We start from the raw sequence: 24856 nt of genomic DNA, 5'->3' as shown, positions 1-24856 counted from the left end.
CCGGGTCGATGTGCCGGGGACACAAAGCCGGCGGGTCAGCTTCGACGCGCCGGGACGGTGCCGGCGGCCGGCCCGCGTGCCAGCGTGGGGGGCACATCGCGTACGGGAGGACGATCGGATCATGCAGTACCGCAGACTGGGTGGGACCGGGGTCGAGGTGAGCACCCTCTGCCTGGGCACCATGATGTTCGGCGCCTGGGGCAACACCGACGAGCAGGAGTGCCACCGGATCGTCGCCGAGGCGCTCGACGCCGGGATCAACCTGGTCGACACCGCCGACGTGTACGCCCACGGCGAGTCCGAGGAGATCCTCGGCCGGGCGCTGCGCGGCCGGCGCGACGACGTGGTGCTGGCCACCAAGTTCCACGAGCCGATGGGCGACGACCGCAACCGCCGGGGCAACTCCCGCCGCTGGATCCGGCAGGCGGTCGACGGCAGCCTGCGCCGGCTCGGCACCGACTGGATCGACCTCTACCAGGTGCACCGCCCCGACCCGCTCACCGACGTCGACGAGACCCTCGGCGCGCTGACCGACCTGGTCCGGGAGGGCAAGGTCCGGATGATCGGCACCTCGGCGTTCCCCGCCGAGCAGATCGTCGAGGCGCAGTGGGTGGCCGAACGCCGGCAGCGGGAACGCTTCACCACCGAACAGCTCGGCTACTCCGTCCTCACCCGGGGCGTCGAGGCCGCCGCCCTGCCCACCAGCGCCCGGTACCGGCTCGGCGTGCTGGTGTTCAGCCCGCTCAACGGCGGCTGGCTGACCGGCAAGTACCGGTCGACTGCCGTACCGGCGGACTCCCGCGCCGGGCGCAACGGCGACCACTTCGACTTCCGCGACGCCGCCGCCCGGGACCGCAAGCTCGCCCTGGTCGACGAGCTGGCCACCCTCGCCGACGAGAGCGGCCTGACGCTGATCGACCTGGCGCTCGGGTTCGTGCTGAGCCACCCGGCGGTCACCAGCGCCATCATCGGCCCGCGTACCCTCGCCCAACTGCGCAGCCAACTGCCCGCCGGGGAGCCGGCCGGGCTGCCGGCCGACGTGCTGGACCGGATCGACGAACTGGTCCGGCCGGGCCACGACGTCAACCCGGCCGACGCCGGCTACCGGGTACCGGCCCTGACCGACGCCACCCTCCGCCGCCGCCCCTGACGTCGCCGTCGGCGGCCGTCGTTGACGCTGTTGCGCTGGTGTGGCGGTATCAGAGCGTTCTGATACCGCCACACCGGCACAACAGCGCCCAACGGTGGCGCGGTCGTGGTCAGGGCACCCGGAGGGTGGTGGCGAGGTGGATGACCGTGGCGGGGGCGTACGGGTCGCGGACCAGGCGGGCGAGGACCGCGCGGGCGGCGGGCCGCAGGCGCACCTCGCAGGGAGCGGTGCGCTCGGCCGCGACCAGGACCCGGCAGGCGTTGCCCGGATCACCGGCGTCCAGGTAGGCGCGGGCGGCGTCGAGCAGGTGCCCGGCGCGGTGTTCCGCAGGTAGCCACCGCCAGCCGTCGCGGCCGGTGGTCTTCTCGTGCCAGGCCACCGCCTCTCCCGCCTCGCCCAGGTCGAGGGCGGCGGTGACCCGGGCCAGATCCACCGCCACCGGTCCGAATCGGTCCGGTGGTGGTCGTGGCCGTCGCCGACCTGGACGGCCATGTCGGCGGCCTCGTCGAGTAACGCGGCCGTGGCGCGGTCGTCGCCGTCGCGGGCGGCGGCCAACGCCGCCTGCACGACGAGCGTCCCGCACAGCGACAACTCCGGGGCGGACGCAGCGCCGGGGTCGGGCGGGGCGATCCGGTACGCGGCGGCCAGCGCCGTCGAACGGGCCACCCGTGCCCGCCCCGACGCCCGCAACACCTGACTGAGCTGCACGGTCGCGGCAGCCATCGACACCACCTCCCCGGCTGCGGCGGTCATCGCCCGATCGGCGGCCAACCACGCCAGATCCACCTCACCGAGCTTGACCAGCAGCGCTGCGGCTAGCCGGTACACCTCCACCAGCACCGGCCCGCCCCCGACCGGATCACCGGCACGGGCCCGCTGCGCGCCACCCACCAACCCCGGGAGCATCCCGGTCACCTGCGGATAGCGGGCATGCTGGAAGGCGACCCAGGCGTGGGTGGCGTCCCGCCCCACACGATCCGCCGGCACGACCCGGCCCGGCGCTGACGGCCTTCCCACCGCGACGTCGTACGTCGACAGGGCTTCCCGCATCTGCGCGACCCCCTCGACCGGACCGGACACGTCCGCTGCCTGGAGGTCCCGGCCGAGCAGCACACCCGGATCGATGCGCAGGACAGCGGCGATGTCCTGGAGCGTGGACACCTTGTCCAGCGTCCGGACACCCCGCTCGACCTTGTCCACCCAACTCTTCGACTTACCCAACCGGTCGGCGAACACCTGCTGCGACAACCCACGCCGCCCCCGCCAGTGCGCCACCCGCCGACCCACCGGCAACAACTCACCGCCCTCCACGACGCCACCGCCGATCCGGCACCGCCCGCGTCGTCTCCTCCACCGGAATCCGCTCCGCCTCGGCCTGCGCGAGCAACCGCTGCCGCGCCGCCTCCCGCTCGACCGCCTGAATCCGCTCACCCCGGCTCGCACCCGGATCACGTTCTTCGTCGCCCACCTGCGTCCCCTTCCGCAAGGGCGCGACGGTGTACCGAGAGTTCACCACTGCCGCGCCCGGGTCACAGGGACGGTCCGCCCCCGTGCGGGAGACGTGGCGAGCAGACGAAGCCGCACCACTCGCCACATCCCGTGCCGGAGAAGCTACGCAAGGTCACGGCGGGGAGCGGGTAGGGTTCCTACCCCGGTTTACGGGATGAGCCCGACCTTCACCGCGAGGTCACGGGCCTCGTCTCGGGTGGACCGTGGACCATCGAGCAGGTCCAGGGTGATCTGACGGGCGTACCCGTTGAAGCGGATCGTCTCCGGCGCTGACTCGTACGCCTGCCGGAGCATCGCCACGGTCGTCTCCTTGTCGGCCTTTCCGTAGTACGCCCGGGCGACCTCGATCAGGTGCCGCGCCCGACGCGGCCTCGACGGAATCGCCGCCGCCTCGTGTCGGCGCGCCTGCCGCACCGCCTCGCCGGACTTCTGCAACTCCACCGCCACGGTCACCGCGTGAGCACCCATGGTGACCCGGGAGAACGACGTCTGCGGCTGGTAGAAGCCCTGTGGCAGGCGCTGCGCGACCCGGTCCGCGCGATCCCAGTACCGCCACGCCCGGCCCTCCTCCCCCGCCCGAGCAGCGGTGTAGGCGGCCTCGAAGTTCAGCGCTCCCCACAGGGCGAGGAGCCCTGCCTCCCCTTCGGCCGCCCGGGATTCCAGAGCCGACAGCACGTCCAGCGTCACCGCCATCGCGGTGTCCCAGTCGCCGGTGTCCCGGTGGACCTGCCCCAGGAACCATCCGGCGTGGGCGAGGGCCTCGGGCTCGCCCGACTCCTGTGCCGCCACCATCGCCCGATCCGCGACCCGCCAGATCAACTCGGCTGCGGGCTGGTAGGCAAGGAACATCTGTACCAGCCCGAGCGTCTCGGCCAACAACGCCTGTGCCTGTCGCCGCTCCGCGCCCTCGTACGCCAGGGCGGCGTGCTGCACGTCCCGCAGCAACCCGGGCAGCAACGCGCCAAGCACCGTTCGGTGATCCGATGCCTGATGACGGGCCCGCCACGCCGCCGCGAGCCGCTCCCGCAGGCTGGGCAATGACTCGGCCGGAGCGTCCCGGAGGATCGCGAAGCGGTTCACCGCGTCCCGCACCGATGCCAGTGCCGGATGCTCCGGGCCGTTGACCACGGCCGACCGGTTGCCCAGCTCCCCGGCGAGGACGGAGACGTCGATCTTGAGGGCACGCGCGATCCGGTCCAGCATGTGAATGCGCGGCGGCAGGATGCGGTCGGTCTCCACCGCCTTGACCCACTCGGCACTCCGGCCGACCAGCCCACCGAGTACCGCGCGAGTTTTTCCGGAGCGCTCCCGGTAGACCTTCAACCGCTGCCCGAACGTCAACTCCGGCAAGGAATCCACCCCGACCTCCAGTCAGTGCAGGATGTACCGCCGACCAACCGACCGCCGTCACACCAACGCTACCGACCGTCCCGCCAGCGCATAACCCCCTCGTTCCACGCCGAGACGTCGCCCGCCGACCCTTAGGCGGCAGCTCCGATCGACTCAGTTTCGCCGATGTTGGGGGGTCGGCGTCACTCCGATACCGCCACATCGGCGAAATAGCGAGAAGCGTCGCCGGGTCCTCGTGAGCAACGAGAAACGACCCCCACGGCGGGCGGGTGCCGACCCAGAAACCCACACGGCGCAGCGACCGCCACCGGAGGAGGGTGGCCGCTGCGCCGTGTGGGCGGACCGGGGTCGGGGATTCCCCGTCAGGTGGTGCCGCGCTGGAACGGCTGGGCCAGGGCACGGGGTTCGCGGTGGGCGGTGGCGAACACCAGCATCGCCAGCAGGGCCAGCAGGTAGGGCGCGGCGATCAGCAGCTGCGAGTTCATGGTGACCCCGAGCGCCGGCAGCGCCAGCCGCATCGCGTCGGCCAGGCCGAACACGACGCAGCCGATCAGGGTCCGGCCGAGCCGCCAGGCCCCGAAGATGACCGCCGCGATGACCAGGTAGCCCCGGCCGGCGGTCATGTTCTGGTTGAACGAGCCGACCTCGCCGACGGCCAGGTACGCCCCGCCGAGCCCGGCGAGCAGCCCGCACCACAGCAGCGCCTGCCGCCGTCGCTTGTTGACCTCGATCCCGCTGACGTCGGCGGCCTGCGGGTTCTCCCCCACCGCCCGCAGCTCCAGCCCCCACCGGCTGCGCTCGACCAGCCACCAGGTCAGCGGGACCACCGCCAGCAGCAGGTAGACCGGCCAGCGTTGGACGAACAGCATCGGGCCGATGATCGGGATGTCGCGCAGCACCGGGACGTCCACCTGCCAGACCTGGTGGCCGGTGAAGGTGCTCACCGTGATCAGGTAGCTGGTCAGGCCGAGCACCAGCGCGTTGAGCACCAGGCCGACGACGAACGTGTTGATCTGCACCCGGTGCGACAGGATGCCGTGCACGAACGCCACCGCGACCCCGACCAGCGCGCCGGCCACCAGGCCGATGGTGGCGCTGCCGGTGGCGCTGGCGACCGCGATCGACCCGAACGCCGCACCGAGCATCATCGCCTCGACGGAGATGTTGAGGGTTCCGGCGCGCTGGGCGACGTACTCCCCGCAGGCGGCGAAGGCCAGGGGCACGGTGAGCCGGGCCCCGCTGGAGAGGATGGTGGCGATGTTGTCGGCGGCGCTCATGCCAACCTGCCTTCCATGGCGTCCTTGGTGCCGGCGGTCCCGGCGTCGCCGGGGTCCGCCGGTTCCGGCGCGGTGCCGCGGGGGCCGGGCACCGACGCGGTCGGGGTGGCCGGGGCCGGCGGGTCGGTCGGCTCGGGCGCGGTGACCGGGGCGGTGGGGGTGGTCGGGGTGGTCGGGGCAGCCGGCTGGTCGGCCAGGCGGCGTCGGCGCAGCATGCCGATCACCACCGGCGGTGCGACGAACGCCAGCACCAGCAGCGCCTTGACCACGTCGACCAGGAACGACGGCACGCCGGTGGCGGCCAGGAAGCTGCCGCCGGCCCGCAGCACGCCGAACAGCACCGCCACCGGGATGGCCAGCAGCGGGTTGTTCCGGGCGACCAGGGCGACCAGCAGGCCGTCCCAGCCGATGTTGAGCGACATCCCCGGCTGCAACCGGTTGGTGCTGACCGGGCTGGTCAGCAGCAGCGCCCCGGCCAGGCCGGCCAGCGCCCCGGAGATCGCCAGAGCGATGCCGCCGAGGGCACCGACCCGTACCCCGGCGTGCCGGGCCGCCGCCGGGTTGAGGCCGACCATCTTCAACCGGAAACCCCAGCGGGTACGCGCCATCACCAGCGCCAGCACGACCGCCACCACGACGGCCAGCACCAGACCCCCGTTGAGCTGGAGGTTCGGGTACTCGCCGAGGGAGGCGAGCCGGGCGTTCTCGGGCACCGGGTTGGACTGCGGGGACAGCGTGCCCCGGCCGAGCCGGGACTCCTGGAGCAGCCACGGGGTGTTCACCGCGAACGAGATGAGCTGCTGGGCGAGGAACGTCATCAGCATCGTGCTGACCACGACGTTGACGCCCCGGAACCGGTACATCAGCGCGCTGAGCCCGGCCCAGACGCCGGCACCGACCACCGAGGCGAGCAGCACCAGGGCCAGCAGCAGCGGGCCGGGTACGGCCAGCCGCAGGGCGACCCACGCGCCGGCGAGCGCGCCGATCAGCACCTGCCCCTCCTGGCCGATGTTGAAGAAGCCGGAGCGGGCGCTGACGCAGGCCCCGACGGCGACCAGCAGCAGCGGCGCGACGTACAGCAGGGAGGTGGACCAGGCCGCCGGGGTGGCCATGCTGCCCTGGTAGAGGGCCTTGGTGGAGGCGGCCGGTGAGCCGCCGGTGACCGCGATCAGCAGGGCGGACAGGCCGAGCGCGACGCCCACCGTGGCGACGGTGGCGAGGCCGACCTGCCAGCCGCCGGGGCCGGGGTTGAGCCGGCGCAGCAGCCGCTGCCCGGTGCCGTCGATACCGAGGGTGGCCATCAGTGACTCACCCCGCCGACCAGCATGCCGAGCCGCTCGGCGGTGGCCTCGGCGGTGGGGAGCACCCCGACGATCCGGCCGGAGGAGATCACCGCGATCCGGTTGGCCAGGGCCATCACCTCCTCCAGTTCCGTGGAGATCAGCAACACCGCCACCCCTTCCGCGGCGGCCTGCCGCAGCCGCACGTACATGTCTTCGATCGCGCCGACGTCCAGCCCGTGGGTGGGTTGCGCGGCGACCAGCGCCTTCGGCCCGGCGGACAGCTCCCGGGCGAGCACCACCCGCTGCTGGTTGCCGCCGGAGAGGCTGCGCAGCGGGGTGTCCGGCGAGGGCGCGACGATGTTGAACTCGGCCATCTGCCGTTGGGCGATCCGGTGCATCTTCCGCCGGCTGAGCACCCCGCGTGCGGTGACCCCGGCGAGGGACTTCATCACCAGGTTCTCGGCGACGCTCATGTCGAGCACCACGCCGGAGTGGTGCCGGTCCTCGGGCACGATGCCGAGTCCGGCGGTGTGCAGCGCGCCGGGCCGGACCAGGTCGACCGGGCGACCCTCGATCTCGACGGTGCCGGAGTCGGGGACGAGCAGCCCGGACAGCAGCTCACCGACGGTGGCCTGGCCGTTGCCCTCGACCCCGTACAGGCCGACGATCTCGCCGGGGGCGACGTCGAGGCTGAGCTTGTCCAGCACCGGCAGGCCGCCGACGAGCAGGGTCACCTCGCGCAGCCGCAGCGCCGCCGGCTGCTCCGGCGTCGTCGGGTTCCCCGCCGCGGGGGCGACGCCGTCGACCGGTTCGGGACGTTCGACGGGCAGCAGGCCCAGTGCCGCGCTCTCGGACTGCAACGACACCTCCCGGCCGACCATCTGCCGGGCGAGTTGCTGGGCGGTGGTGTCCTTCGTCGCGCCGTGGAACGCCACCGCGCCGCGCCGCAGCACGGTCACCCGGTCGGTGGCCGCCATGATCTCGGCGAGCTTGTGGCTGATCAGGATGACCGCCCGCCGTTCCGCCTGCACCACCCGGCGCAGCACGGTGAACAGCTCCGCCGACTCGGCCTGGGTGAGCACCGAGGTCGGCTCGTCCAGGATCAGGATTGACGGGTCACGGCGCAGGCACTTGATCAGCTCGACCCGCTGCCGTTCCCCGGCGGAGAGCCGGTCGATGCGGGCGTGCGGGTCGATGGGCAGCCCGTAGCGCCGGGACACCTCCTCGACCTGGGCGCAGGCCGCCGCCCGGTCGATCCGCCCGGTGTCGCCCAGGATGACGTTCTCCCAGACGGTGAGCGGTTCGATCAGGCTGAAGTGCTGGTGCACCATGCCCAGGCCGAGGTCGGCGGCGACCTGCGGACTGTCGATCTCGACCGGTTCGGTGCCGCGCGTGATGGTGCCGGCGTCGCGGTGTACCAACCCGAGCAGGATCTTCATCAGGGTCGACTTTCCGGCCCCGTTCTCGCCGAGCAGGCCGTGGATCTCGCCGGGTCGTACGGCGAGATCCACGGCGTCGCAGGCGACAACCGGACCGTAACGCTTGCTGACCCCGCGCAGGGTGAGAGCCGGCGTCAGCTGGTCGTCAACGTCCACAGTCCGTTACACCTCGTTGGTCGTCGGGCAGCGGGGGTCAGGAGCCGAGCTTGGCGACCGTCGCGGCGGTGTCGGTCTTGCCGCTGGCCACGTCGGCGACGAAGGCGTCCATCTTCTGGGTCTGCTCCGGGGTCGCCTTGCAGATCTTGACGGCCGGGTACGGGTCCTTGCCCAGCTCCCACTTCTTGGTGGTGCCGAGGGTCATCTCACCCTTGGCGAACAGCTCCAGCGCGGCGGCGAAGTACGCGCCCGGGTCGAAGATGACCGAGATGTCGAAGCGCGGGTCGGTCGAGTCGCACCGGTCGGTGCCCGGGGTGAGGGTGAGCGCGCCACCGGTGTTGGCCAGCTTGGCGGCCGCGTCGGTGGCCCCGCCCAGGTACGGGTAGACGACCTTGACGCCCTGGCTGATCTGCGCCTGGACGGCCTCCCGGGCCTTCGCCGAGTCGTTGAAGTCACCGGTGTAGGTGGTCACCAGGGTCGCGTTCGGCACCACCATCCGGATGCCGGCCTTGTACGCCTTGGCGGCGTTGACCGAGAAGTCGGCCTCCATGCCGGTGACGAAGCCGGCCTTGGTGGCGTTCTTGGCCTGCATGACCAGGCCGGTGGCGTACCCGGCGGCGAGCATGCTCTGGTTGGGGTCGTCGCTGGACAGCGTCACCCGCGGCGTCTGCGGGATGTTCTCCGACGACGGCACGTACCAGGAGGTCTTGGCGCAGACCGGCTCCTCGGAGGCCGGGATGGCGTCCTTGAGCTCGGAGGCCCCGAGCGCCACCAGGTCCACGCCCTGCTGACACAGCGCGCGGGCGGCGCTGAGCGCCTCGGTCGGCGGCACGTTGCCGCGCTTGATGACCTGCCAGCCCTTCTCGGTGGCGAACTTCTCGGCACCGACGACGAAGCTCTCGTAGTAGCCGTTGTCGTTGATGTCACCGGGGCTGAGCACGCCGATGACGACCTTGCCGTCACCGTTGGCGTCCGGCTGCCCGGCGGGGGCCGTACCGCTGCTGGCCGACCCTTCCGCCGACGGCGCGGTCGCGTCGTTGCTCGCGCAACCGACCAGGGCGAACCCCAGCGCTCCGGCGAGCAGCGCCGCCGGACCCCGACCAATCCTCATTGTCATGGTGCTTTCCCTTCACGTGGGGTCGGCGCGCCGCCCGGCACGGACCGGCGCGCGGAGTACTCGGTCGCTGGCACGCTGGGCCAGCGAGGGGGGATGTCGATGCCGACCCGGCGCAGCAGGGCGGCCCGACGCTGGGCGGCCTCCTCGCGCAGGGCGTCGACGTCGACGGTGGTGACCCGCCGGTCGCGGACCACCAGCCGGCCGTCGACCAGGACGTCCCGGACGGTGTGCCCGGCCGCGCCCCAGACGAGCTGGGTGGGCAGGTCACCGCGCGGGGTCCAGAGGATGGTCCGGGTGTCGAGCAGCACCAGGTCGGCGGCCTTGCCGACCTCGATCGAGCCGGTCAGCGCCCCGAGCCCGACGGCGGTGGCGCCGTCGACGGTGGCCAGGGCGAAGACCTCGTCGGCGCGCAGCGGGTCGGGGACGCCCCGGTCCCGCTCCAGGCCGGCGAAGAGTCGGGCGGCCCGCCACAGGTCGGGGGTGTCCCCGGCGTTGTGCGAGTCGCAGCCCAGCGCGAGCCGGCCACCGGCCCGGCGCAGCGCGGTGTGCCGGCCGGCCCGGGTGAAGCCCTGCCCGAGCCGCAGGTAGGCCCCCGGGCAGGAGGCGACGGCGGTGCCGGTCCCGACGAGCGCGTCAACCTCGGCGTCGTCGAGCCAGACCGCGTGGCCGAGCAGCAGCCGGGGGCCGAGCACGCCGAGGTCGCGCAGGTGGCGTACGGGCCGGGCCCGGCCGGCGGCGGCGTAGGCGGCGGCGTCCTCGGGGCCGGGCGACAGGTGCCAGGTCATCGGCACGTCGAGCCGTTCGGCCAGCTCCGCCGCGCCGGTGAACAGCGCGTCGCTGACCAGGTCGTGCCCGACCAGGGTGATCCAGCCGGTGACCAGCGGGTCGCCGGCGAGCGCGGCGACGGTGTCGGCCTGCACGGCGAGGGTGTCGGCGGCCGGCTGGGCGTACGGCGCGTCGTCGGCGTCCCAGCCCCAGCCGCCGACCCGGGCCCGGATGCCGGCGGTACGCAGCCCGGCGGCGACCCGCAGCGGGTGCGCCACCGTGCCGGGCTCCAGCAGGGTGGTGACCCCGTAGCTGAGCGACTCGACGGCGGTGAGGGTGGCGGACAGTTCGTCGTCGTCGCCGGTGACCGCGGCGTGCAGCGGCACGATCCAGTCGAAGATCGCCTGCCGGGCCGGGACGTCGTCGGGGATGCTGCTGCGCACCAGCGGGTCGGCGGTGGTGTGCTGGTGGGCGTTGACCAGGCCGGGGACGACCACACAGCCGGTGGCGTCGAGTTCCGGGCTGCCCGGGTACGCCGCGCGCAGGGTCGCCGCCGGGCCGACCGCGGCGATCCGGCCGTCGACCACGGCGATCGTGCCGCCGGGGACGACCGACCGGTCGGGGTCCATGGTGACGATCTCGGCGTCGACGATCAGCAGGTCCGCCGGGCGGGGGTCGACGGTGGCCGCCGTCGGGGTGGTGGTCATGGCCGGACGAGGATCTTGCCGACGAGGTCACCGGACTCCTGCCGGGCGTACGCCTGCGCCAGGTCGGCCAGCGCGTACTCCGCGCCGCGGAGCACCCGCAGGCCGCCGGTGAAGTAGGCGTCGAGCATGTCGGCGAAGTCGGCCGGGCGGTACGCCCCGGCCCCGAGCAGCCGCAGCCCCCGCCGGTAGACGTCGGAGAGGGAGAAGCTGACCTGGTCGCCCGTGGTGTTGCCGAGCAGCACGATCCGGCCGCCGGTGCGCAGGCTGGCCAGCGAGGTGGCCCAGGTGGCGGTGCCGACGTGGTCGACGACCAGGTCGACGCCGTGGCCGTCGGTGTGCTCGCGTACCCGTTCGGCGGTGTGCTCATCGAGGTGGAGCACGTCCGCACCGAGGTCGGCGGCGACGGCCCGCTTGGCTTCGGTACGCGCCACCGCGAGCACCCGGGCGCCGGCCCGGCGGGCGAGTTGGATGGCGGCGATGCTGACCGCGCTCGTGGCGGCCTGCACCAGCACCCACTCCCCGGCGCGGACGCCGCCGACGCGGTGCACGGCGTGCCAGCCGAGGCTCCAGGCGGTGGGCAGCGCGGCGGCCTCGGCGAGGTCGACGTGGTCGGGCACCCGGTGCACGACGGTGGCGGGGACGGTGACGTACTCGGCGAAGCCGCCGGGGCGGTTGCCGCCGACCACGGCCAGCGTGGCGCAGTAGCCCGGCTGGCCGTCCTTGCAGGTGGCGCAGGTTCCGCAGCCGATGGTCGGGTCGATCAGCACCCGGTCGCCGGGGCGTACCGTGGTGACCTGCGGCCCGATGGCGTCGACCTGGCCGGCGACGTCCATGCCGCCGACGTGGGGCAGCTCGAAGCCGGGGAGCAGGGCGGTGCGCCGCTGGAGCAGGTCGAGGCGGTTGACGGCGGCGGTGTGCACCCGGACGACCACGTCGGCCGGGCCCGGCTCGGGGTCGGGCAGGTGCCGCAGGCTCAGCACCTCGGCGCCGCCGAAACCGGTCTGGACCATCGCCCGCATCGCAACCTCCCCACGGTCTACCAGTCAATATGGCGTCTTGCATTGTGATTCTCGCTGCTTGGGGTCGTACTCTGCCTGTGGGGCGGCGGCGTGTCAACGGCTTGCCGCAAAAGAGGCGGAACGGTTAACGAAGCCGGGCGTCCAGGCCGCTCACAGGCCACCCACCAGGGGATCAACCGGCCTCGGACGCGGCCAGCAACTCCCTGGCGACAAGCGCCGTACGCAGCACCGCGACCGTCTGCGGGTCGAGCGGGTCGACCCCGAGCAGCCGCTTGATCAGGCCCACCCGGTAGCCCACCGAGTTGCGGTGCAGGTGCAGCCGTTCGCTGACCGCCTGCCGGCTGCCCCCGGTCGCCAACCAGCAGTCCAGGGTGCGCAGCAGGTCGTCGCGGTGGGCGATCGGCCCCAGGTGCCGGTGCACGAACCAGCGCAGCCGCTCGTCCGGCACCGCCAGCAGGACCTGCGCCAGACCGGCCTGCCCGAACGGCAGCTCGGGCCGCCCGTCCGAGGAACGCAGCAGCAGCCGCAGCAGCCGGTCCGCGTCGCGGAACGAGGCCGCCGTCCGGGCCGGCCCGGTCACCAGCGGCCCGGCGACCACCCGGACCTGCCCGGGGCCGACGATCTGGTCCAGCCTCGCCCGCAGCCGGGTCACCTCGCGCTCGACGTCACCGTGCAGCAGGGTCCAGGCCAGCCGCCCCTCGGCCAGCACCGGCCGGTCCAGCCAGCTCAGCGCGGACGCCCAGCGGCGCTGCTGCTCCCCGGTGTACGCGATCCCGGCGACGGCGTGCGGCTGGTCCAGCCGCCACCCGTGCGCCGCACCGGCCCGCAGCAGCTCCGCCTCGCCCAGCCGGGGCGGCGACCCCGATCCGGCCGGACCGCCGGGGCCGTCACGCAGGGCCCGCAGCACCGTCGGGGCGTCCCGCACGACGGGCGGCGGCGACTCGTGCCGGACCGCCTCGATCAACAGCGCGGTGGTCGCCGCCGCCGCCAGTTCCCACTGCCCGGCCGAGACCGGCTCGGCCACCAGCAACGCGCCGATCCGTCGGGGCCCCGCGCCGACCGCCACCGCCCGGCCGGTCCACCCGTCGGCGCAGCGCACCGTGGCCGGCACGCCCCCCGGCCCCGCACCGCCGGCCCGGCCGGCGGCCAGGGCGCGGCGGACGTCGTCCGGCGGGGCGTCGCGCCCGGGACCGCCCGCGCCGTCGCTGTCGGCGAGCAGTTCGCCCGTCTCGGCCACCAGCCGGCAGGCCGCACCGGTCCGCTCTGCCACCGCGGCCAGCAGTTCCGGCCAGCCGGCGCCGCCGAACGCGAGTTCGGCGAGCCACTGGGCGAACGCGGCAGGTGGGGGCGCGGCGGCGACGGCCAGCCGCGGGCGGGCCGCCGCCAGCTCACCCGATCGGCTCACGCCGACGGTCGGTCGAGCAGCCGGACCGCGACAGCCTTCTCCTGGGTGTACTCGCGCAGCGCCGCGTAACCGCCGCCCCGGCTGAAGCCGCTCTCCTTCTGCATGTTGAACGGGAAGCCGATCACCCCGGCGTCGTGGAACTGGTTCACCGCGACCTGCCCGGCGCGGACCAGCCCGGCCACCCGCAGCGCGCGCGACACGTCGGTGGTCCAGATGCAGGCCAGCAGACCGAAGTCGGTGTCGTTCATCATCGCCACCGCCTCGTCGACGCCCCGGAACCCCTGCACCGCCAGCACCGGGCCGAAGATCTCCTCGCGGACCAGCCGCATGTCCGAGTCGACCTGGTCGAAGACGGTCGGGGCGACGTACCAGCCGTCGTCGAACGCGGCGGTGGCCGGCTCGCCACCGACGACCAGCCGGGCCCCGGCGGCCGGGGCCTCGGCCAGGAACCCCCGGACCCGCTCGTACTGGGCCTGGCTGACCAGCGGACCCATGTCCAGGTCCTGGTCCCAGGGGCCGGTCCGGACGGCCGCCATGCCGGCGGCGACCCGCTCGACCACCTCCGCCCGGATCGACTCCTCGACCAGCAGCCGGGAGCCGGCGTAGCAGTTCTGCCCGGCGTTCTCGGTGATCGAGGCGATGATCGCCGGGATCGCCGCGTCCAGGTCGGCGTCGGCGAAGACCACGTTCGGGGACTTGCCGCCCAGCTCCAGCTTGACCGGGACGAGGTGCTGCGCGGCGGCGCGCATGACGGAGCGGCCGGTCACCGTCGAGCCGACGAAGCTGATGTGGTCGATGTCGGCGTGCCCGGTGAGCGCCACCCCGGCCTCGGGGCCGAGCCCGGTGACCACGTTGAGCACGCCCGGCGGCAGGCCGGCCCGGCGGCCCAGCTCGGCCAGCGCGAACGGCGACAACGGGGCGACCTCGGACGGCTTCAGCACCACCGTGTTGCCGGCGGCCAGGGCCGGGGCGACGTTGGCGGCGGTGAGCACGGCCGGCACGTTCCACGGGATGATCACCGCGCAGACGCCGTACGGCTCGGGCCGGGTGTAGCCGAAGTAGTCGGGCGTACGGGTGGGCAGGGTGACCCCGGTGAGCTTGTCGGCGGCCCCGGCGAAGTAGTCGACGATGCCCTGCGTGATGTACATGTTGAGCCGCCCGCCGGAGCGGGGTTTGCCCACGTCACGCGCCTCGTACGCGGCGAGTTCCTCGACGTGCTCGCCGATCAGCGCGGCCCAGCGCGAAAGGATCGCGCCCCGCTCGCTGGGCGAGGTGGCCGCCCAGCCGGGGGCGGCCCGGCGGGCGGCGGCGACGGCGTGGTCGACGTCCACCTCGCGGGCGCGGGCCACCGACTGGATGGGCTCCCGGGTGGCGGGATCGAGCACCGGCAGCTCACCGCCGTCGGCGGCGGGGGTCCAGTCGCCGTCGACGAGCTGGCGGGCGGTGGGAATGTCCAGGTCAGCCATGTGCGAATCCTTGACCCTTCACGTTTCGCATGTCAAGATGCAATCTCGCTTTGTGAGTCACTAGGAGGGCGCGTGCGGATCACAGCGGCGGTGCTGGAGAACGCGGGAGGGCCGTTCTCCCTCCAGCAGATCGACCTCGCCGACCCGGGACCGGACGAGGTGCTGGTCCGGGTGCACAGCGTCGGGATCTGCGCGACCGACCTGGAGTTCGCCAACTTCTTCCCCACCCCGGCGGTGCTCGGCCACGAGGGCAGCGGAGTCGTCGAGCAGGTCGGCGAGCGGGTCACCGGCGTCTCCCCGGGCGACCACGTCGCGATGAGCTTCACCTCCTGCGGCGACTGCCCGCTGTGTCGCGGCGGAAACCCCGCCTACTGCCGCCGGTTCGACGCGGTCAACTTCACCGGCCGCCGGCCGGACGGCAGCTCGGCACTCTCCCGCGACGGGCAGCCCGTGAACGGCCACTTCCTGGGCCAGTCGTCGTTCGCCAGTCACGTGGTCGCCCCGGCCCGCGCGGTCGTGCCGATCAGCAAGGAGATCGACCTGGGCGTGGTCGGCCCGTTCGGCTGCGGCTTCGGCACCGGTGCCGGCGCGGTGCTCAACGTGCTGCGCCCGGAGGTCGGCTCCTCGCTCGTGGTCTTCGGCGCGGGCGCGGTGGGCGTGGCGGCGATCCTGGCCGCCCGGGTGGCCGGCTGCGCCGTCGTGGCGGCGGTCGACGTCAACGCCGGCAAGCTGGACACGGCCCGGCTGCTCGGCGCGACCCACGGGGTGAACTCCACCGACGGCGACCCGCGCGAGCTGCTGACCGCGATCGCCCCGCACGGCTTCGACGTCGCGATCGACACCACCGGCCGGGAGGACGTGCTGCGGCTCGCGGTCGAGTCGCTCGGCCCGCTCGGCCGGTGCGGCGTGGTCGGGATCGGCCCGAGCGAGCAGATGAGCTTCGAGTGGCGCAGCGTGCTCAACGGCCGCAGCATCACCGGCATCATCGGCGGCAGCAGCCTGCCGCAGGTCTTCCTGCCCAAGCTGCTGGACCTGCACGCCGCCGGCAACTTCCCGGTGGACCGCCTGATCACCCGGTTCCCCTTCACGCAGATCAACGAGGCGGTGGCGGCGCTGCGCTCCGGCGAGGTCGGCAAGGCCGTCCTGACCCTCTGAGCAGGGGTGCCACCCACCCATCAACATCCCTGCATCTCATCGTGAAACATTGTCTCGCAATGTGAGCGACATTACCCTTGGCGTCAGACCCACACCCAGTGGCGCGGCTGGGCAACACCGCGCAGCGTCCCGCACCTGTGGAGCACGTCCCGATGACCGAACAGCAGCGCACCGCCCCGGCCGCCGCGCCGACCGCGACCGCAGACCGGCCCGCCGCACCCTTCGACCACCACTCGGCCGAGTGCAACACCGACCCGGTGGGCTACTACCGCGAGTTCCGGCAGACCTGCCCGGTCGGTCGCACCGACGCGCACGGCGGCTTCGTCTACACCACCCGGTACGCCGACGTGGTCCGGATCGCCCGCGACGACGACACCTTCTCCTCCGCCCGCGCCACCGCCGGGGGTGACGGCACCGCCATCGTCATCCCCCGGGGTCCCGGCCTGGAGCAGTACCCGATCGAGCTGGACCCGCCCGCCGCGACCGGCTACCGCGACCTGATCAACCCGCTGCTCACCCAGGACGCGGTGGCCGAGCTGGCCCCGATGGTCGCCCGGCACACCACCCGCGTGGTGGACGCGTTCATCGCCGAGGGGTCGGTGGACTTCGTCCGCGACCTGACCAACCCGCTGCCGGCCGCCGTCACCCTCGACTGGCTGGGCTTCCCCGAGTCCGACTGGGCCAAGCTCGCCGGCCCGATCCACGACATCTTCGCCGCGCTGCCCGGCAGCGAACGCGCCGTACGCGGAGCCGCCGGCCTGGCCTACCTCGACCAGCGCATCCGCGAGCTGATCGTCGAGCGGCGGGCCGCGCCGACCGGCGACGCGGTGAGCTACCTGGCCGCCCAGCGCCGCCCCGACGGGGAACTGTTCGACGCCGACGAGCTGGTCTCGGTCATCGGGCTGCTGATCGCGGGCGGGGTGGACACCACCACCTCGCTGACCGGCTCCACCCTGGTGCACCTGAGCCGGCACCCCGAGGACCGGCAGCGCCTGATCGACTCCCCCGACCTGCTGCTCACCGCCACCGACGAGTTCCTGCGGGTGTTCGCCCCGTCCCAGTCGATGGCCCGTACCGTCCGCGCCGACACCGAGGTCGGCGGCTGCCCGGTCGCCGCCGGTGAGCGGGTGCTGATCCCCTGGGTCGCGGCCAACCACGACCCGGCGGTCTTCCCCGACCCGGAGCAGTTGCGGCTGGACCGTGACGCCGCCCGGCACCTGAGCTTCGGCATCGGCAGCCACCGCTGTGCCGGGGCGCACCTGGCCCGGCTGATGTTCCGCGAGATGATCACGCAGGTGCTCACCCGGCTGCCCGACTTCCGGGTGGTGGAGGAGGGGCTCGTCGCCTATCCCACCCGGGGCAACCAGAGCGGTTGGGACGCGATCCCGGCCGTCTTCACCCCGGGTCCCCGCCGCGACGCCGACGCGGCGGGGACCCGGCCCACCGCCAGCCTGACCGGGGACCGCGAGCTGGTCATGGCGGGCACCGCCACCGCCACCGACGAGGTGCTGGAGGTCCGCCTGGCCGACCCGACCGGCGCGGAGCTGCCGCCCTGGGCGCCGGGCGCGCACCTGGAGGTGCGGCTGCCGTCCGGTCGGGTCCGGCAGTACTCGCTGTGCGGCGACCCGGACGACACCCGGCACTACCGGATCGCGGCCCTGCGCGAGCCCGCCGGCCGGGGCGGCTCGGTGGAACTGCACGCGCTCGCCCGCGCGGGCGCCACCCTGTCGGTACGCGGCCCGCGCAACCACTTCCCGCTCGTCGACGCCCCCGACTACCTCTTCCTCGCCGGGGGCATCGGGATCACCCCGATCCTGGCGATGGCCCGCGAGGCCGACCGCCGGGGCGTGCCGTTCCGGCTGGTGTACGGCGGTCGCAGCCGGGCCTCGATGGCCTTCGTCGACGAGGTGACGGCGCTCGCCGGTGACCGGGTGACCCTGCTGCCGCAGGACGAGGCGGGCCTGCCCGACCTGGGGGCGCTGCTCGACTCCACCGGCCCGGACACCGCCGTCTACTGTTGCGGGCCGACCGGGATGATCGACGCGTTGGAGCGGGTCTGCGCTGCGACGGGCCGCTCGGAGCGGCTGCACGTCGAGCGGTTCACCGCCGGGGACGACCTGGAGGTCGCCTTCGACCCGGCGACGAACACCGAGTTCGAGGTGCACCTGGCGCGCACCGGGGCGACCCTACGGGTACCCCGGGACCGTCGCATGATCGACGTGCTGCGCGAGGCCGTCCCGGGCCTGACCTACGACTGCGAGAAGGGCTACTGCGGCGCGTGCGAGACCCGGGTGCTCGCCGGCACGCCGGAGCACCGTGACTCGCTGCTGACCGACGAGGAGCGTACGGCCGGGCGCAGCATGATGATCTGCGTCGGGCGGTGCCGCTCGGAGCGGCTGGTGCTGGACCTGTAGGTCCTGTCCGGACGGGCCGGCCCGGGTCCCGGGGCCGGCCCGTCCGGCCGTCCGCCAGCGGTGGTCGTCACGCCGCGTTCGCCAGCGTCTCGCGGATCAGGTCTCGCGGATCAGGTCGAGGCCGAAGGGGCGGCCCATGGCATGCCCGGTCGCCGACGCCCGGCCGCTCGCCACGACGTGACCGCACCTCGAAGTGGGTGACCGTACGCGGACGGCCCGCCGCGCCACGACACTGGGGCGCTGCGGGCCGTCCTGACGAGGGGCCGGTGGGTCAGTTGCCCCACTCGAAGTTGGGCTCGACCGCCTCGGCGATGCGGAACCGGCCGCCCGGTGCGATCTCGGTGCCGCGCTCGGTCACCACGTGCTTGCCGAACCCGTCGACCAGCGGCCGGCCGACGTCGCGCTTGAGCCACAGCCGCAGCAGGTGCCGGCGACGCTCCGGCTCCGGGAAGTCGACGTAACCGGTACGCGAGTGCAGGGCGGCGTAGTTCAGCAGCCACTGCACGTCACCGGGCTGGAAGTCCATGTCGAGGGCCAGGCCGGGGGCCTGGGACACCTCGTCGTAGAGGTGCAGCAGCTCGATCTGCGCCTCGGTGAGGCGGGGCACCTCGGGGTAGTCCTGCGCCGAGAAGATCATCGAGCTGCCGGCGTAGGTGCTGAACACGCCGTCGACGTAGCTGCAGATCGGCGAGGTGTAGGTGCGGGCCGGGGCGTCCGGGTCCTGCCGGTGCCAGTCCCAGTGCCACGACTCGAACAGCAGCGGCGCGAGGTCCGGCCGGCGGCGCAGGATCTCGTTGTAGATCGTGGTGCCGCTGACCAGGCTGCTCGCCCCGCCGGCCTTGGCCGCCCGCAGGCACATCAGCGCGACCACGTCGGAGCTGTCGGAGTGGAACGGCAGCCGGTCGCGGACCCGCGACGGCAGGGCCGACGGGTCGTCGAGGGTCTTGTTGGAGGTGGCGATGACGTGGTCGAGCACGTCACCCATCTGGTTCTGCCCCATCGGCACGCCGAGGTGCAGCCCCATCAGGAAGAAGATCGCCCCGGCGAGGGTGTCGCCGTACTCCTCCGTGCGCAGGCCCCGGACCAGGATGAAGCCGCGTCCGGAGTCGAGCTGGCGGGCGCACTCCTCGTTGAGGCCGGCGCAGGCCGGCAGCGGGTAGTCGGCGGCGGTCACCGTACGCAGGTCGGGGTTGTCGGCGACGAACTGACGACCGACGGTCTCCAGTTCGGCGCGCTCGGCGTCGCTGAGCTGGTAGACCCACTCGGTCGAGGTACGCAGCTCGTCACCGCGCCAGGCGGACGGACCGGAGATGGGGGCGAGATCGATTGCGGTGGTCATGATGATGCGCTCCGAGGTTCGGTTCTGCGGAAACGGGTCGGTGTCCCGGGCGGGCGGTGCCGCCACCGGGCTGATCAACGACGTGGGCGCTCGCCGCGTCCCGGGCGGGAGACGGCGGGCCGATCCGTCAGAACGGGGTCTGCGGGTCCCCGGCGGCGGTCCCGGGGCGCATGCCCTCCCGCGGCGGGTGGACCCGCAGCGGCTCCTCGTAACCGCGCACCAGCAATCCAGAGCCTTGCGGAACTCGGATCATGGCGTTCTCCTGCGGCTGGCGATGATCGGTCCAGGCTAACCAACCCCCGCCGCAACGTCAACAGAGACACCGTCTCGCAATACGATCTATCCGCGTTCCCGGGCGGCCCGTCGCGCCTGACCGTCCCGGGCGACCAGCGGCTCGGCCAGCAGGACGGCCAGCGCCGCCGCGGCCACCAGGCCACCCGCCAACGCCGTGCCGCGCACCCCGAACCCGGACAGCACCGCCGCGCCGAGCAGTGACCCACCGGCGATGCCGACGTTGAAGGCGGCGGAGTTGCCGGCCGCCGCCAGGTCGGCGCTGCCGGGGGCCACCTCCAGCACCCGGTTCTGCAGGGCGGGGGTCAACGCGCCCATGGCCAACCCGGACACCGCCAGCAGCACCCCGGTCGCCACCGGCGAGGCGGCCAGCAGGAACATCCCGAGCAGGGCCACCACCAGCAGCAGCACCGGGGTCACCAGCGCCACCCGCTGGTGACGGTCGCTCGCGATCCCCCCTGCGGTGATACCGGCGAAGTCCGCGAGGCCCCGGACCAGCAGCAGCGGCCCGAGGGCGCCCGCGGCGAACCCGGAGACGTCGGTCAGGAACACGGCGGTGTAGGTGAACGCCGTGAACAGGCCCCCCACCGACAGCGCGGTCGCCACCACCACGACCGCGTACCGGCGGGCGTCCGGGGCGGTGCCGGTCGACGCGTGCGTCGCCCCGACCGGCACCGGCGGCATCAGCGTCACGATCGCCACGAACGCGGCCAGCGCCAGAGCGGCCAGGGCCAGGAACGCCGCCCGCCAGCCCCACTGCTGACCGAGCCAGGTGCCCGCCGGTACGCCGAGCATCGGCCCGAGCGACGCCCCGGCGAACACCACGGAGGTGACCCGGCCGCGTACCCGGGCCGGGAACATGCCGGCGGCGGCCGGCGCGACCACCGCCCAGAACAGCGCCTGGGTGAGGGCGACGACCACCCGGGTCCCGAGCAGCACCTGGTAGTCGCGGGCGGCGGCCGACACCAGCGTGGCGACCACCAGTACGCCCAGCAGGACAGCGAGCAGCCGGCGACGCGGCACCCGCCGGGTGACGTGGGTCAGCGGCACCGAGACGACCGCGACGGTGACCGCGTAGCCGGTGACGAGCAGCCCCGCGTGCGACACGGACACGTCCAGGTCGGTGGCCACCAGGGGCAGGATGCCCACCGGCAACGTCTCCACGGCGACGTAGCAGAACGCCGAGACGGACAGCGCGACCAGCGCCGCGACCGCCCGGGGCGCAACGGTCACCGCGGGGGTTCGACGGTCCGTCATCGCCCGGTCCCCCGTCCCAGCACCCGCGGAGGCGACCCTCCCGGCAGTATTCAAGAATACCGATCCATCAGGTCCCGGGGTCGACGGCGCCGCCGTCAGCCCCGCCCGGCAGGCGCGGGCCGGAGGTCAGCCGGCCGGACGGGCGTTGAGGCGGGCGGCCTGGCGGATCAGGTGGTCGCGTTCGGCCAGGTGAGCGGCCCGGCGGGCGGCTTCGGCGTACCACCGGGCCGCCGTCACCGGATCACCGGCGCGCTCGTGCAGGTACGCCGTCACCGCCGCGTGGCGGGGCACCGCCGGGTCCACCGCCGCGAGGGCCGCCAGCCCCGCCCGTGCCCCGTCGGCCTCCCCGACGGCGACCGCCCGGTTGAGCCGGACGACCGGGCTGTCGGTCAGCCGCACGAGTTCGTCGTACCACTCGACGATCTGCACCCAGTCGGTCTCCGCGGCGACGGGCGCGTCGGCGTGCAACGCGGCGATGGCCGCCTGGGCCTGGAACTCGCCCAGCCGGTCGCGGGCCAGCGCCGCCTGGAGGATGCGCACCCCCTCGGCGATCGCGTCGGTGTCCCACCGGCTGCGGTCCTGCGCAGCGAGCGGGACCAGGCCACCGTCGGGTGTGGTCCGGGCCGCGCGCCGGGCGTGGTGCAGCAGCATCAGGGCGAGCAGCCCGGCCACCTCGGGATGGTCGACCAACGCGGCGAGCTGCCGGGTGAGCCGGACCGCCTCGGCCACGAGGTCGACGTCGCCGGAGTAGCCCTCGTTGAAGACCAGGTAGAGCACTCGCAGCACGGTGGCGACGTCGCCGGGACGGTCGAGGCGCACGCCCGACACGGTGCGCTTGGCCCGGCTGATCCGCTGCGCCATGGTCGCCTCCGGCACCAGGTAGGCGCGGGCGATCTGGCGGGTGGTCAGCCCGCCGACGGCGCGCAGGGTCAACGCGACCGCCGACGACGGGCTCAGCGACGGATGGGCGCACAGGAAGTAGAGCCGGAGCGTGTCGTCCACCCCCGACGCCGGGCCGGACGCCGGTTCCTCGACGACGAGGTCCTCACGCCGACGACGGGCGGCGTCCGCCCGGCCCGCGTCGAGGAACCGGTGCCAGGCCACGGTGACCAGCCAGCCCTTCGGGTCCCGGGGCGGGTCGGCCGGCCAGACGTCGAGCGCCCGGACCAGCGCGTCCTGCACGGCGTCCTCGGCCGCCGCGAAGTCGGCCCCGCGCCGCACGAGCACCCCGATCACCTCCGGGATGAGCCGACGCAGCAGGTCACCGTCCACCCGTCAGTCGGTGACGGTCGGCGGGGCGGTCAGGAACGGCCGCAGCTCCAGCCACTCGTGGATCGGCTTCCCACCCGCGCCCGGCGCGGCCGACAACTCCCCGGCCAGCTCGACGGCCCGGTCGTAGCTGTCCACGTCGATCACCATCCAGCCGGCGACGAGGTCCTTGGTCTCGGCGAACGGCCCGTCGGTGACCGGCGGACGCCCCGGCCCGTCGTACCTGACGAACGTCCCCTCGGGGGCCAGGGCCTGCCCGTCGACGAACTCGCCGGTGCCCTCCAGCCGGGCCGCGAAGTCGTTCATGTACCGCACGTGGGCGGTGATCTCCTCGGGCGTCCACTGGTCCATCGGGACGTCGTTGACCGCAGGTGGGGCACCCCGGTAGTGCTTGAGCAGCAGGTACTTCGCCATCGGGTCTCTCCTCGGTGCCGGCGCGACCCCCATTCTGGCCGCGTTCACCCCGGGGACGGAGCCGGCCCGCCGTTCTCGACACCGGCGGCGGAACATTTCCGCCCCGGGTGTCGCGGCCGACGCGGCTCACCTGTCGACGAGTTGGCGTACCCGCAGGCGGCGGATGCCCGACGTCCGTTCCGGCAGCTCGGATGCCCGGGTGGCGGGCAGGCGGACGGTGAACGCCGCCCCCTGGTTCGGCCGGCCCTCGGCCTCGATCGTGCCCCGGTGACTCGTCACGACCTCCTGGAGCAGGGCCAACCCCAGCCCGAACCGGTGCTCGCCGGAAGCCCCGCCCCGGTGGAAGCGGTCGAAGATGCGCCGCGCGTCGGCCTGGTCGAACCCGACCCCGGTGTCGGCGACCACGAACTCGACGTAGTCGCCACCGGCCCGCAACGACACGTCGATCCGGCCGCCGGGCGGGGTGTGGGCGAGCGCGTTCGCCAGCAGCTCACCGGCCACCCGGCGCAGCGCCGACGCGACCCCCGGCACCGGCAGCGGCCCGTCGGGCAGATCGGCGGCGAGCGTGACCTGCCGCTCGGCGGCCCGTTCCGTCTCGGCGGCGACGGCCGCCGAGACGAGCGCGGTCAGGTCGACCGGAGGGAACGGCCGGCGGTCGGCGGGAGCGGCGGCGAGCTGGGCGGAGAGCAGCAGGTCGTCGACGATCTCGCCCAGCCGGCGGGTGCCGCCGATCAGCCGGTCGAGATCCTCCACGCTGGTGGCGGCGCCCCCGGTCCGGGCCCGCCGCGCCATCAACTGGGCCCGGATGTGCACCTGGGCGATCGGGGTCCGCAGCTCGTGGCTGGCGTCGGCGATGAACCGTCGTTGCCGGGTCAGCGCCTCCGCCAGCGGCGCGACGGCCCGCCGCCCGACCAGGGCGCCGGTCAGCACCGCGACGAACAACCCGACCGTCGCGGCGAGGCTGAATGCCAGCAGCAGGTGCCGGCGGTCGGACAACTGGAACCGGGCGTCGAACACCGCCTGCACGACGGCCCCGTCGCTGCGGGACTCGGTACGAACGTGGTAGGTGGTGCCGTTGCGGGTGACGGTGGTGACCTCGGTCATCCCGGAGGCCGCCACCGACCGCAACGCCGCGGTCAACGGGAAGCCCGCCGGTGGCGGGTTGAGGCCGGTGTCGGTGGTGAGCCCGTTGTACCGGAAAACCCAGCTGCACGCGGGCGGGCCGGGGATGGTGGCGTGTTGGACGCCCCAGGCCAGCTCCCGGTGGATCTGCGCCTCCTGGCTACGGACCAGGACGGCGTACGAGAGGCCGCCGGCCAGCAGCAGCAGCGTGCTGATGGCCAGCCCCACCAGCAGCCCGATCCGCAGCCGGGCCCGGCGTACCATCGACTGCTCCACCAGCTCCATCACAGCGCTCCGAGTCGGTAGCCGAGCCCGTGCACGGTCCGGATCACCGACCGGCCGAGCTTGCGGCGCAGGTAGTAGACGTAGGTGTCCACAAGCGACGTCGCCGCGGCCGCGTCGAAGACCCGGCGGCGCAGCTCACCCCGGGAGTGCACGGTGCTCGGCCGGGCCGCCAGCACCCGCAGCAGCTCGAACTCCCGGGCGGACAGCGCCACCCGGGTGCCGTCGGCGAGCACCACGTCGTGCGAGGTCAGGTCGAGCCGCCCGGTGCCGATGCGCAGCACGGTGGTGGATTCCGCGCCGCGCCGGCACAACGCCCGGACCCGGGCGCTCAACTCGTCCAGGTCGAACGGCTTGCCCAGGTAGTCGTCGGCGCCGGCGTCCAGCCCGGCGATCCGGTCGCCGACCCCACCGAGCGCGGTGAGCATCAGCGCCCGGGTCGGGACCGCCCGGGACCGCAGCCGGGTGACCAGGTCGAGGCCGTCCAGCGCCGGCAGCATCCGGTCGACGACCAGCACGTCGTAGCTCCGGGTCAACCCCAGGTGCAGGCCACGCTGGCCGTCGGCGGCCCGGTCGACGAGGAAGCCCTCACCACTCAGTGTCTCGGTGAGCAGGTCGGCCAGTTCCTCGTCGTCCTCGACCAACAGCAACCGGTTAGGTCCTCCCCCGT

The 24856-nt window shown here is 73.8% G+C and carries 21 protein-coding genes and 1 pseudogene; 4 read left to right on the top strand and 18 right to left on the bottom strand.

The window, feature by feature from the left end:
- Nucleotides 1–121: 121 nt before the first annotated feature.
- Nucleotides 122–1150: an aldo/keto reductase gene (locus ACN260_RS10595; protein ID WP_422755789.1), complete on the top strand. Its 1029-nt coding sequence runs from the start codon at nucleotides 122–124 to the stop codon at nucleotides 1148–1150.
- 109 nt (nucleotides 1151–1259) lie between these two features.
- Here ACN260_RS10595 and ACN260_RS10590 read toward each other — a convergent pair whose 3' ends face one another.
- On the bottom strand, nucleotides 1260–1589 hold the full coding sequence (locus ACN260_RS10590) for a hypothetical protein (protein WP_422755788.1): 330 nt from the start codon (nucleotides 1587–1589) through the stop codon (nucleotides 1260–1262).
- An 81-nt stretch (nucleotides 1590–1670) separates the two neighbouring features.
- On the opposite strand from ACN260_RS10590, the gene ACN260_RS10585 reads away from it, so the two are divergent.
- Nucleotides 1671–1847: a hypothetical protein gene (locus tag ACN260_RS10585; RefSeq protein ID WP_422755787.1), complete on the top strand. Its 177-nt coding sequence runs from the start codon at nucleotides 1671–1673 to the stop codon at nucleotides 1845–1847.
- A 473-nt stretch (nucleotides 1848–2320) separates the two neighbouring features.
- On the opposite strand, the pseudogene ACN260_RS10580 reads toward ACN260_RS10585, so the two are convergent.
- The 11 genes and pseudogenes from ACN260_RS10580 to ACN260_RS10530 all read right to left on the bottom strand — a co-directional run.
- Nucleotides 2321–2386: pseudogene (locus ACN260_RS10580) on the bottom strand (hypothetical protein); the annotation flags it as partial.
- Nucleotides 2387–2447: 61 nt separating this feature from the next.
- Nucleotides 2448–2618 (bottom strand): hypothetical protein, encoded by a 171-nt coding sequence (locus ACN260_RS10575; protein ID WP_422755786.1) that lies wholly within the window; start codon nucleotides 2616–2618, stop codon nucleotides 2448–2450.
- Nucleotides 2619–2806: 188 nt separating this feature from the next.
- Nucleotides 2807–4018, bottom strand: coding sequence for a helix-turn-helix domain-containing protein (locus ACN260_RS10570; protein WP_422755785.1), 1212 nt, complete (start codon nucleotides 4016–4018; stop codon nucleotides 2807–2809).
- A gap of 353 nt (nucleotides 4019–4371) precedes the next feature.
- Nucleotides 4372–5286: an ABC transporter permease gene (locus tag ACN260_RS10565; RefSeq protein WP_357761296.1), complete on the bottom strand. Its 915-nt coding sequence runs from the start codon at nucleotides 5284–5286 to the stop codon at nucleotides 4372–4374.
- Nucleotides 5283–6587 carry an ABC transporter permease gene (locus ACN260_RS10560; protein WP_422755784.1) on the bottom strand — a complete coding sequence of 435 codons (1305 nt, stop codon included), beginning with the start codon at nucleotides 6585–6587 and terminating at the stop codon, nucleotides 5283–5285. The genes ACN260_RS10565 and ACN260_RS10560 overlap by 4 nt, the downstream gene beginning before the upstream one ends.
- Nucleotides 6587–8164, bottom strand: a complete 1578-nt coding sequence (locus tag ACN260_RS10555; protein ID WP_422755783.1) for an ABC transporter ATP-binding protein — start codon at nucleotides 8162–8164, stop codon at nucleotides 6587–6589. The genes ACN260_RS10560 and ACN260_RS10555 overlap by 1 nt, the downstream gene beginning before the upstream one ends.
- A 37-nt stretch (nucleotides 8165–8201) precedes the next feature.
- On the bottom strand, nucleotides 8202–9281 hold the full coding sequence (locus ACN260_RS10550; RefSeq protein ID WP_422755782.1) for a BMP family ABC transporter substrate-binding protein: 1080 nt from the start codon (nucleotides 9279–9281) through the stop codon (nucleotides 8202–8204).
- Complete coding sequence (locus ACN260_RS10545) at nucleotides 9278–10753, bottom strand: amidohydrolase family protein (protein ID WP_422755781.1); 1476 nt, start codon at nucleotides 10751–10753, stop codon at nucleotides 9278–9280. Before ACN260_RS10545 ends, ACN260_RS10550 begins: the two co-directional genes overlap by 4 nt.
- Nucleotides 10750–11772 (bottom strand): alcohol dehydrogenase catalytic domain-containing protein, encoded by a 1023-nt coding sequence (locus ACN260_RS10540; protein WP_422755780.1) that lies wholly within the window; start codon nucleotides 11770–11772, stop codon nucleotides 10750–10752. The genes ACN260_RS10545 and ACN260_RS10540 overlap by 4 nt, the downstream gene beginning before the upstream one ends.
- 172 nt (nucleotides 11773–11944) lie before the next feature.
- Nucleotides 11945–13177 carry a PucR family transcriptional regulator gene (locus ACN260_RS10535; RefSeq protein WP_422755779.1) on the bottom strand — a complete coding sequence of 411 codons (1233 nt, stop codon included), beginning with the start codon at nucleotides 13175–13177 and terminating at the stop codon, nucleotides 11945–11947.
- Nucleotides 13174–14643 carry an aldehyde dehydrogenase family protein gene (locus ACN260_RS10530; protein ID WP_422755778.1) on the bottom strand — a complete coding sequence of 490 codons (1470 nt, stop codon included), beginning with the start codon at nucleotides 14641–14643 and terminating at the stop codon, nucleotides 13174–13176. Before ACN260_RS10530 ends, ACN260_RS10535 begins: the two co-directional genes overlap by 4 nt.
- 72 nt (nucleotides 14644–14715) lie before the next feature.
- On the opposite strand from ACN260_RS10530, the gene ACN260_RS10525 reads away from it, so the two are divergent.
- Both ACN260_RS10525 and ACN260_RS10520 read left to right on the top strand, forming a co-directional pair.
- Entirely contained in the window at nucleotides 14716–15798 is a 1083-nt protein-coding gene (locus ACN260_RS10525; protein WP_422755777.1) for an NAD(P)-dependent alcohol dehydrogenase, read from the top strand.
- 152 nt (nucleotides 15799–15950) lie between these two features.
- Complete coding sequence (locus ACN260_RS10520; protein WP_422755776.1) at nucleotides 15951–18212, top strand: cytochrome P450; 2262 nt, start codon at nucleotides 15951–15953, stop codon at nucleotides 18210–18212.
- Nucleotides 18213–18483: 271 nt separating this feature from the next.
- On the opposite strand, the gene ACN260_RS10515 is transcribed toward ACN260_RS10520, so the two are convergent.
- The 6 genes from ACN260_RS10515 to ACN260_RS10490 form a co-directional block, all read right to left on the bottom strand.
- Nucleotides 18484–19551 carry a TauD/TfdA family dioxygenase gene (locus tag ACN260_RS10515; RefSeq protein ID WP_422755775.1) on the bottom strand — a complete coding sequence of 356 codons (1068 nt, stop codon included), beginning with the start codon at nucleotides 19549–19551 and terminating at the stop codon, nucleotides 18484–18486.
- A 339-nt stretch (nucleotides 19552–19890) separates the two neighbouring features.
- A complete protein-coding gene (locus ACN260_RS10510; RefSeq protein ID WP_422755774.1) occupies nucleotides 19891–21099 on the bottom strand; it encodes an MFS transporter in 1209 nt (402 codons plus the stop codon).
- A gap of 126 nt (nucleotides 21100–21225) precedes the next feature.
- The gene (locus ACN260_RS10505) at nucleotides 21226–22371 is read right to left on the bottom strand and encodes an RNA polymerase sigma factor (protein WP_422755773.1); all 1146 of its coding nucleotides are present in this window, start codon (nucleotides 22369–22371) and stop codon (nucleotides 21226–21228) included.
- Nucleotides 22372–22374: 3 nt separating this feature from the next.
- Complete coding sequence (locus ACN260_RS10500) at nucleotides 22375–22782, bottom strand: YciI family protein (RefSeq protein ID WP_088647355.1); 408 nt, start codon at nucleotides 22780–22782, stop codon at nucleotides 22375–22377.
- Nucleotides 22783–22908: 126 nt separating this feature from the next.
- Nucleotides 22909–24189: a sensor histidine kinase gene (locus ACN260_RS10495; RefSeq protein ID WP_422755772.1), complete on the bottom strand. Its 1281-nt coding sequence runs from the start codon at nucleotides 24187–24189 to the stop codon at nucleotides 22909–22911.
- The gene (locus ACN260_RS10490; RefSeq protein WP_422755771.1) at nucleotides 24189–24836 is read right to left on the bottom strand and encodes a response regulator transcription factor; all 648 of its coding nucleotides are present in this window, start codon (nucleotides 24834–24836) and stop codon (nucleotides 24189–24191) included. The genes ACN260_RS10495 and ACN260_RS10490 overlap by 1 nt, the downstream gene beginning before the upstream one ends.
- Between the last annotated feature and the right edge of the window lie 20 nt (nucleotides 24837–24856).

The sequence above is a fragment of the Micromonospora sp. WMMD708 genome (assembly GCF_049315245.1).
In the GTDB taxonomy this organism is placed as follows: Bacteria; Actinomycetota; Actinomycetes; order Mycobacteriales; family Micromonosporaceae; genus Micromonospora; species Micromonospora wenchangensis.
The sequence above is the reverse complement of the archived record's forward strand: the minus strand, read 5'-3'. Positions and strand labels throughout refer to the sequence as shown.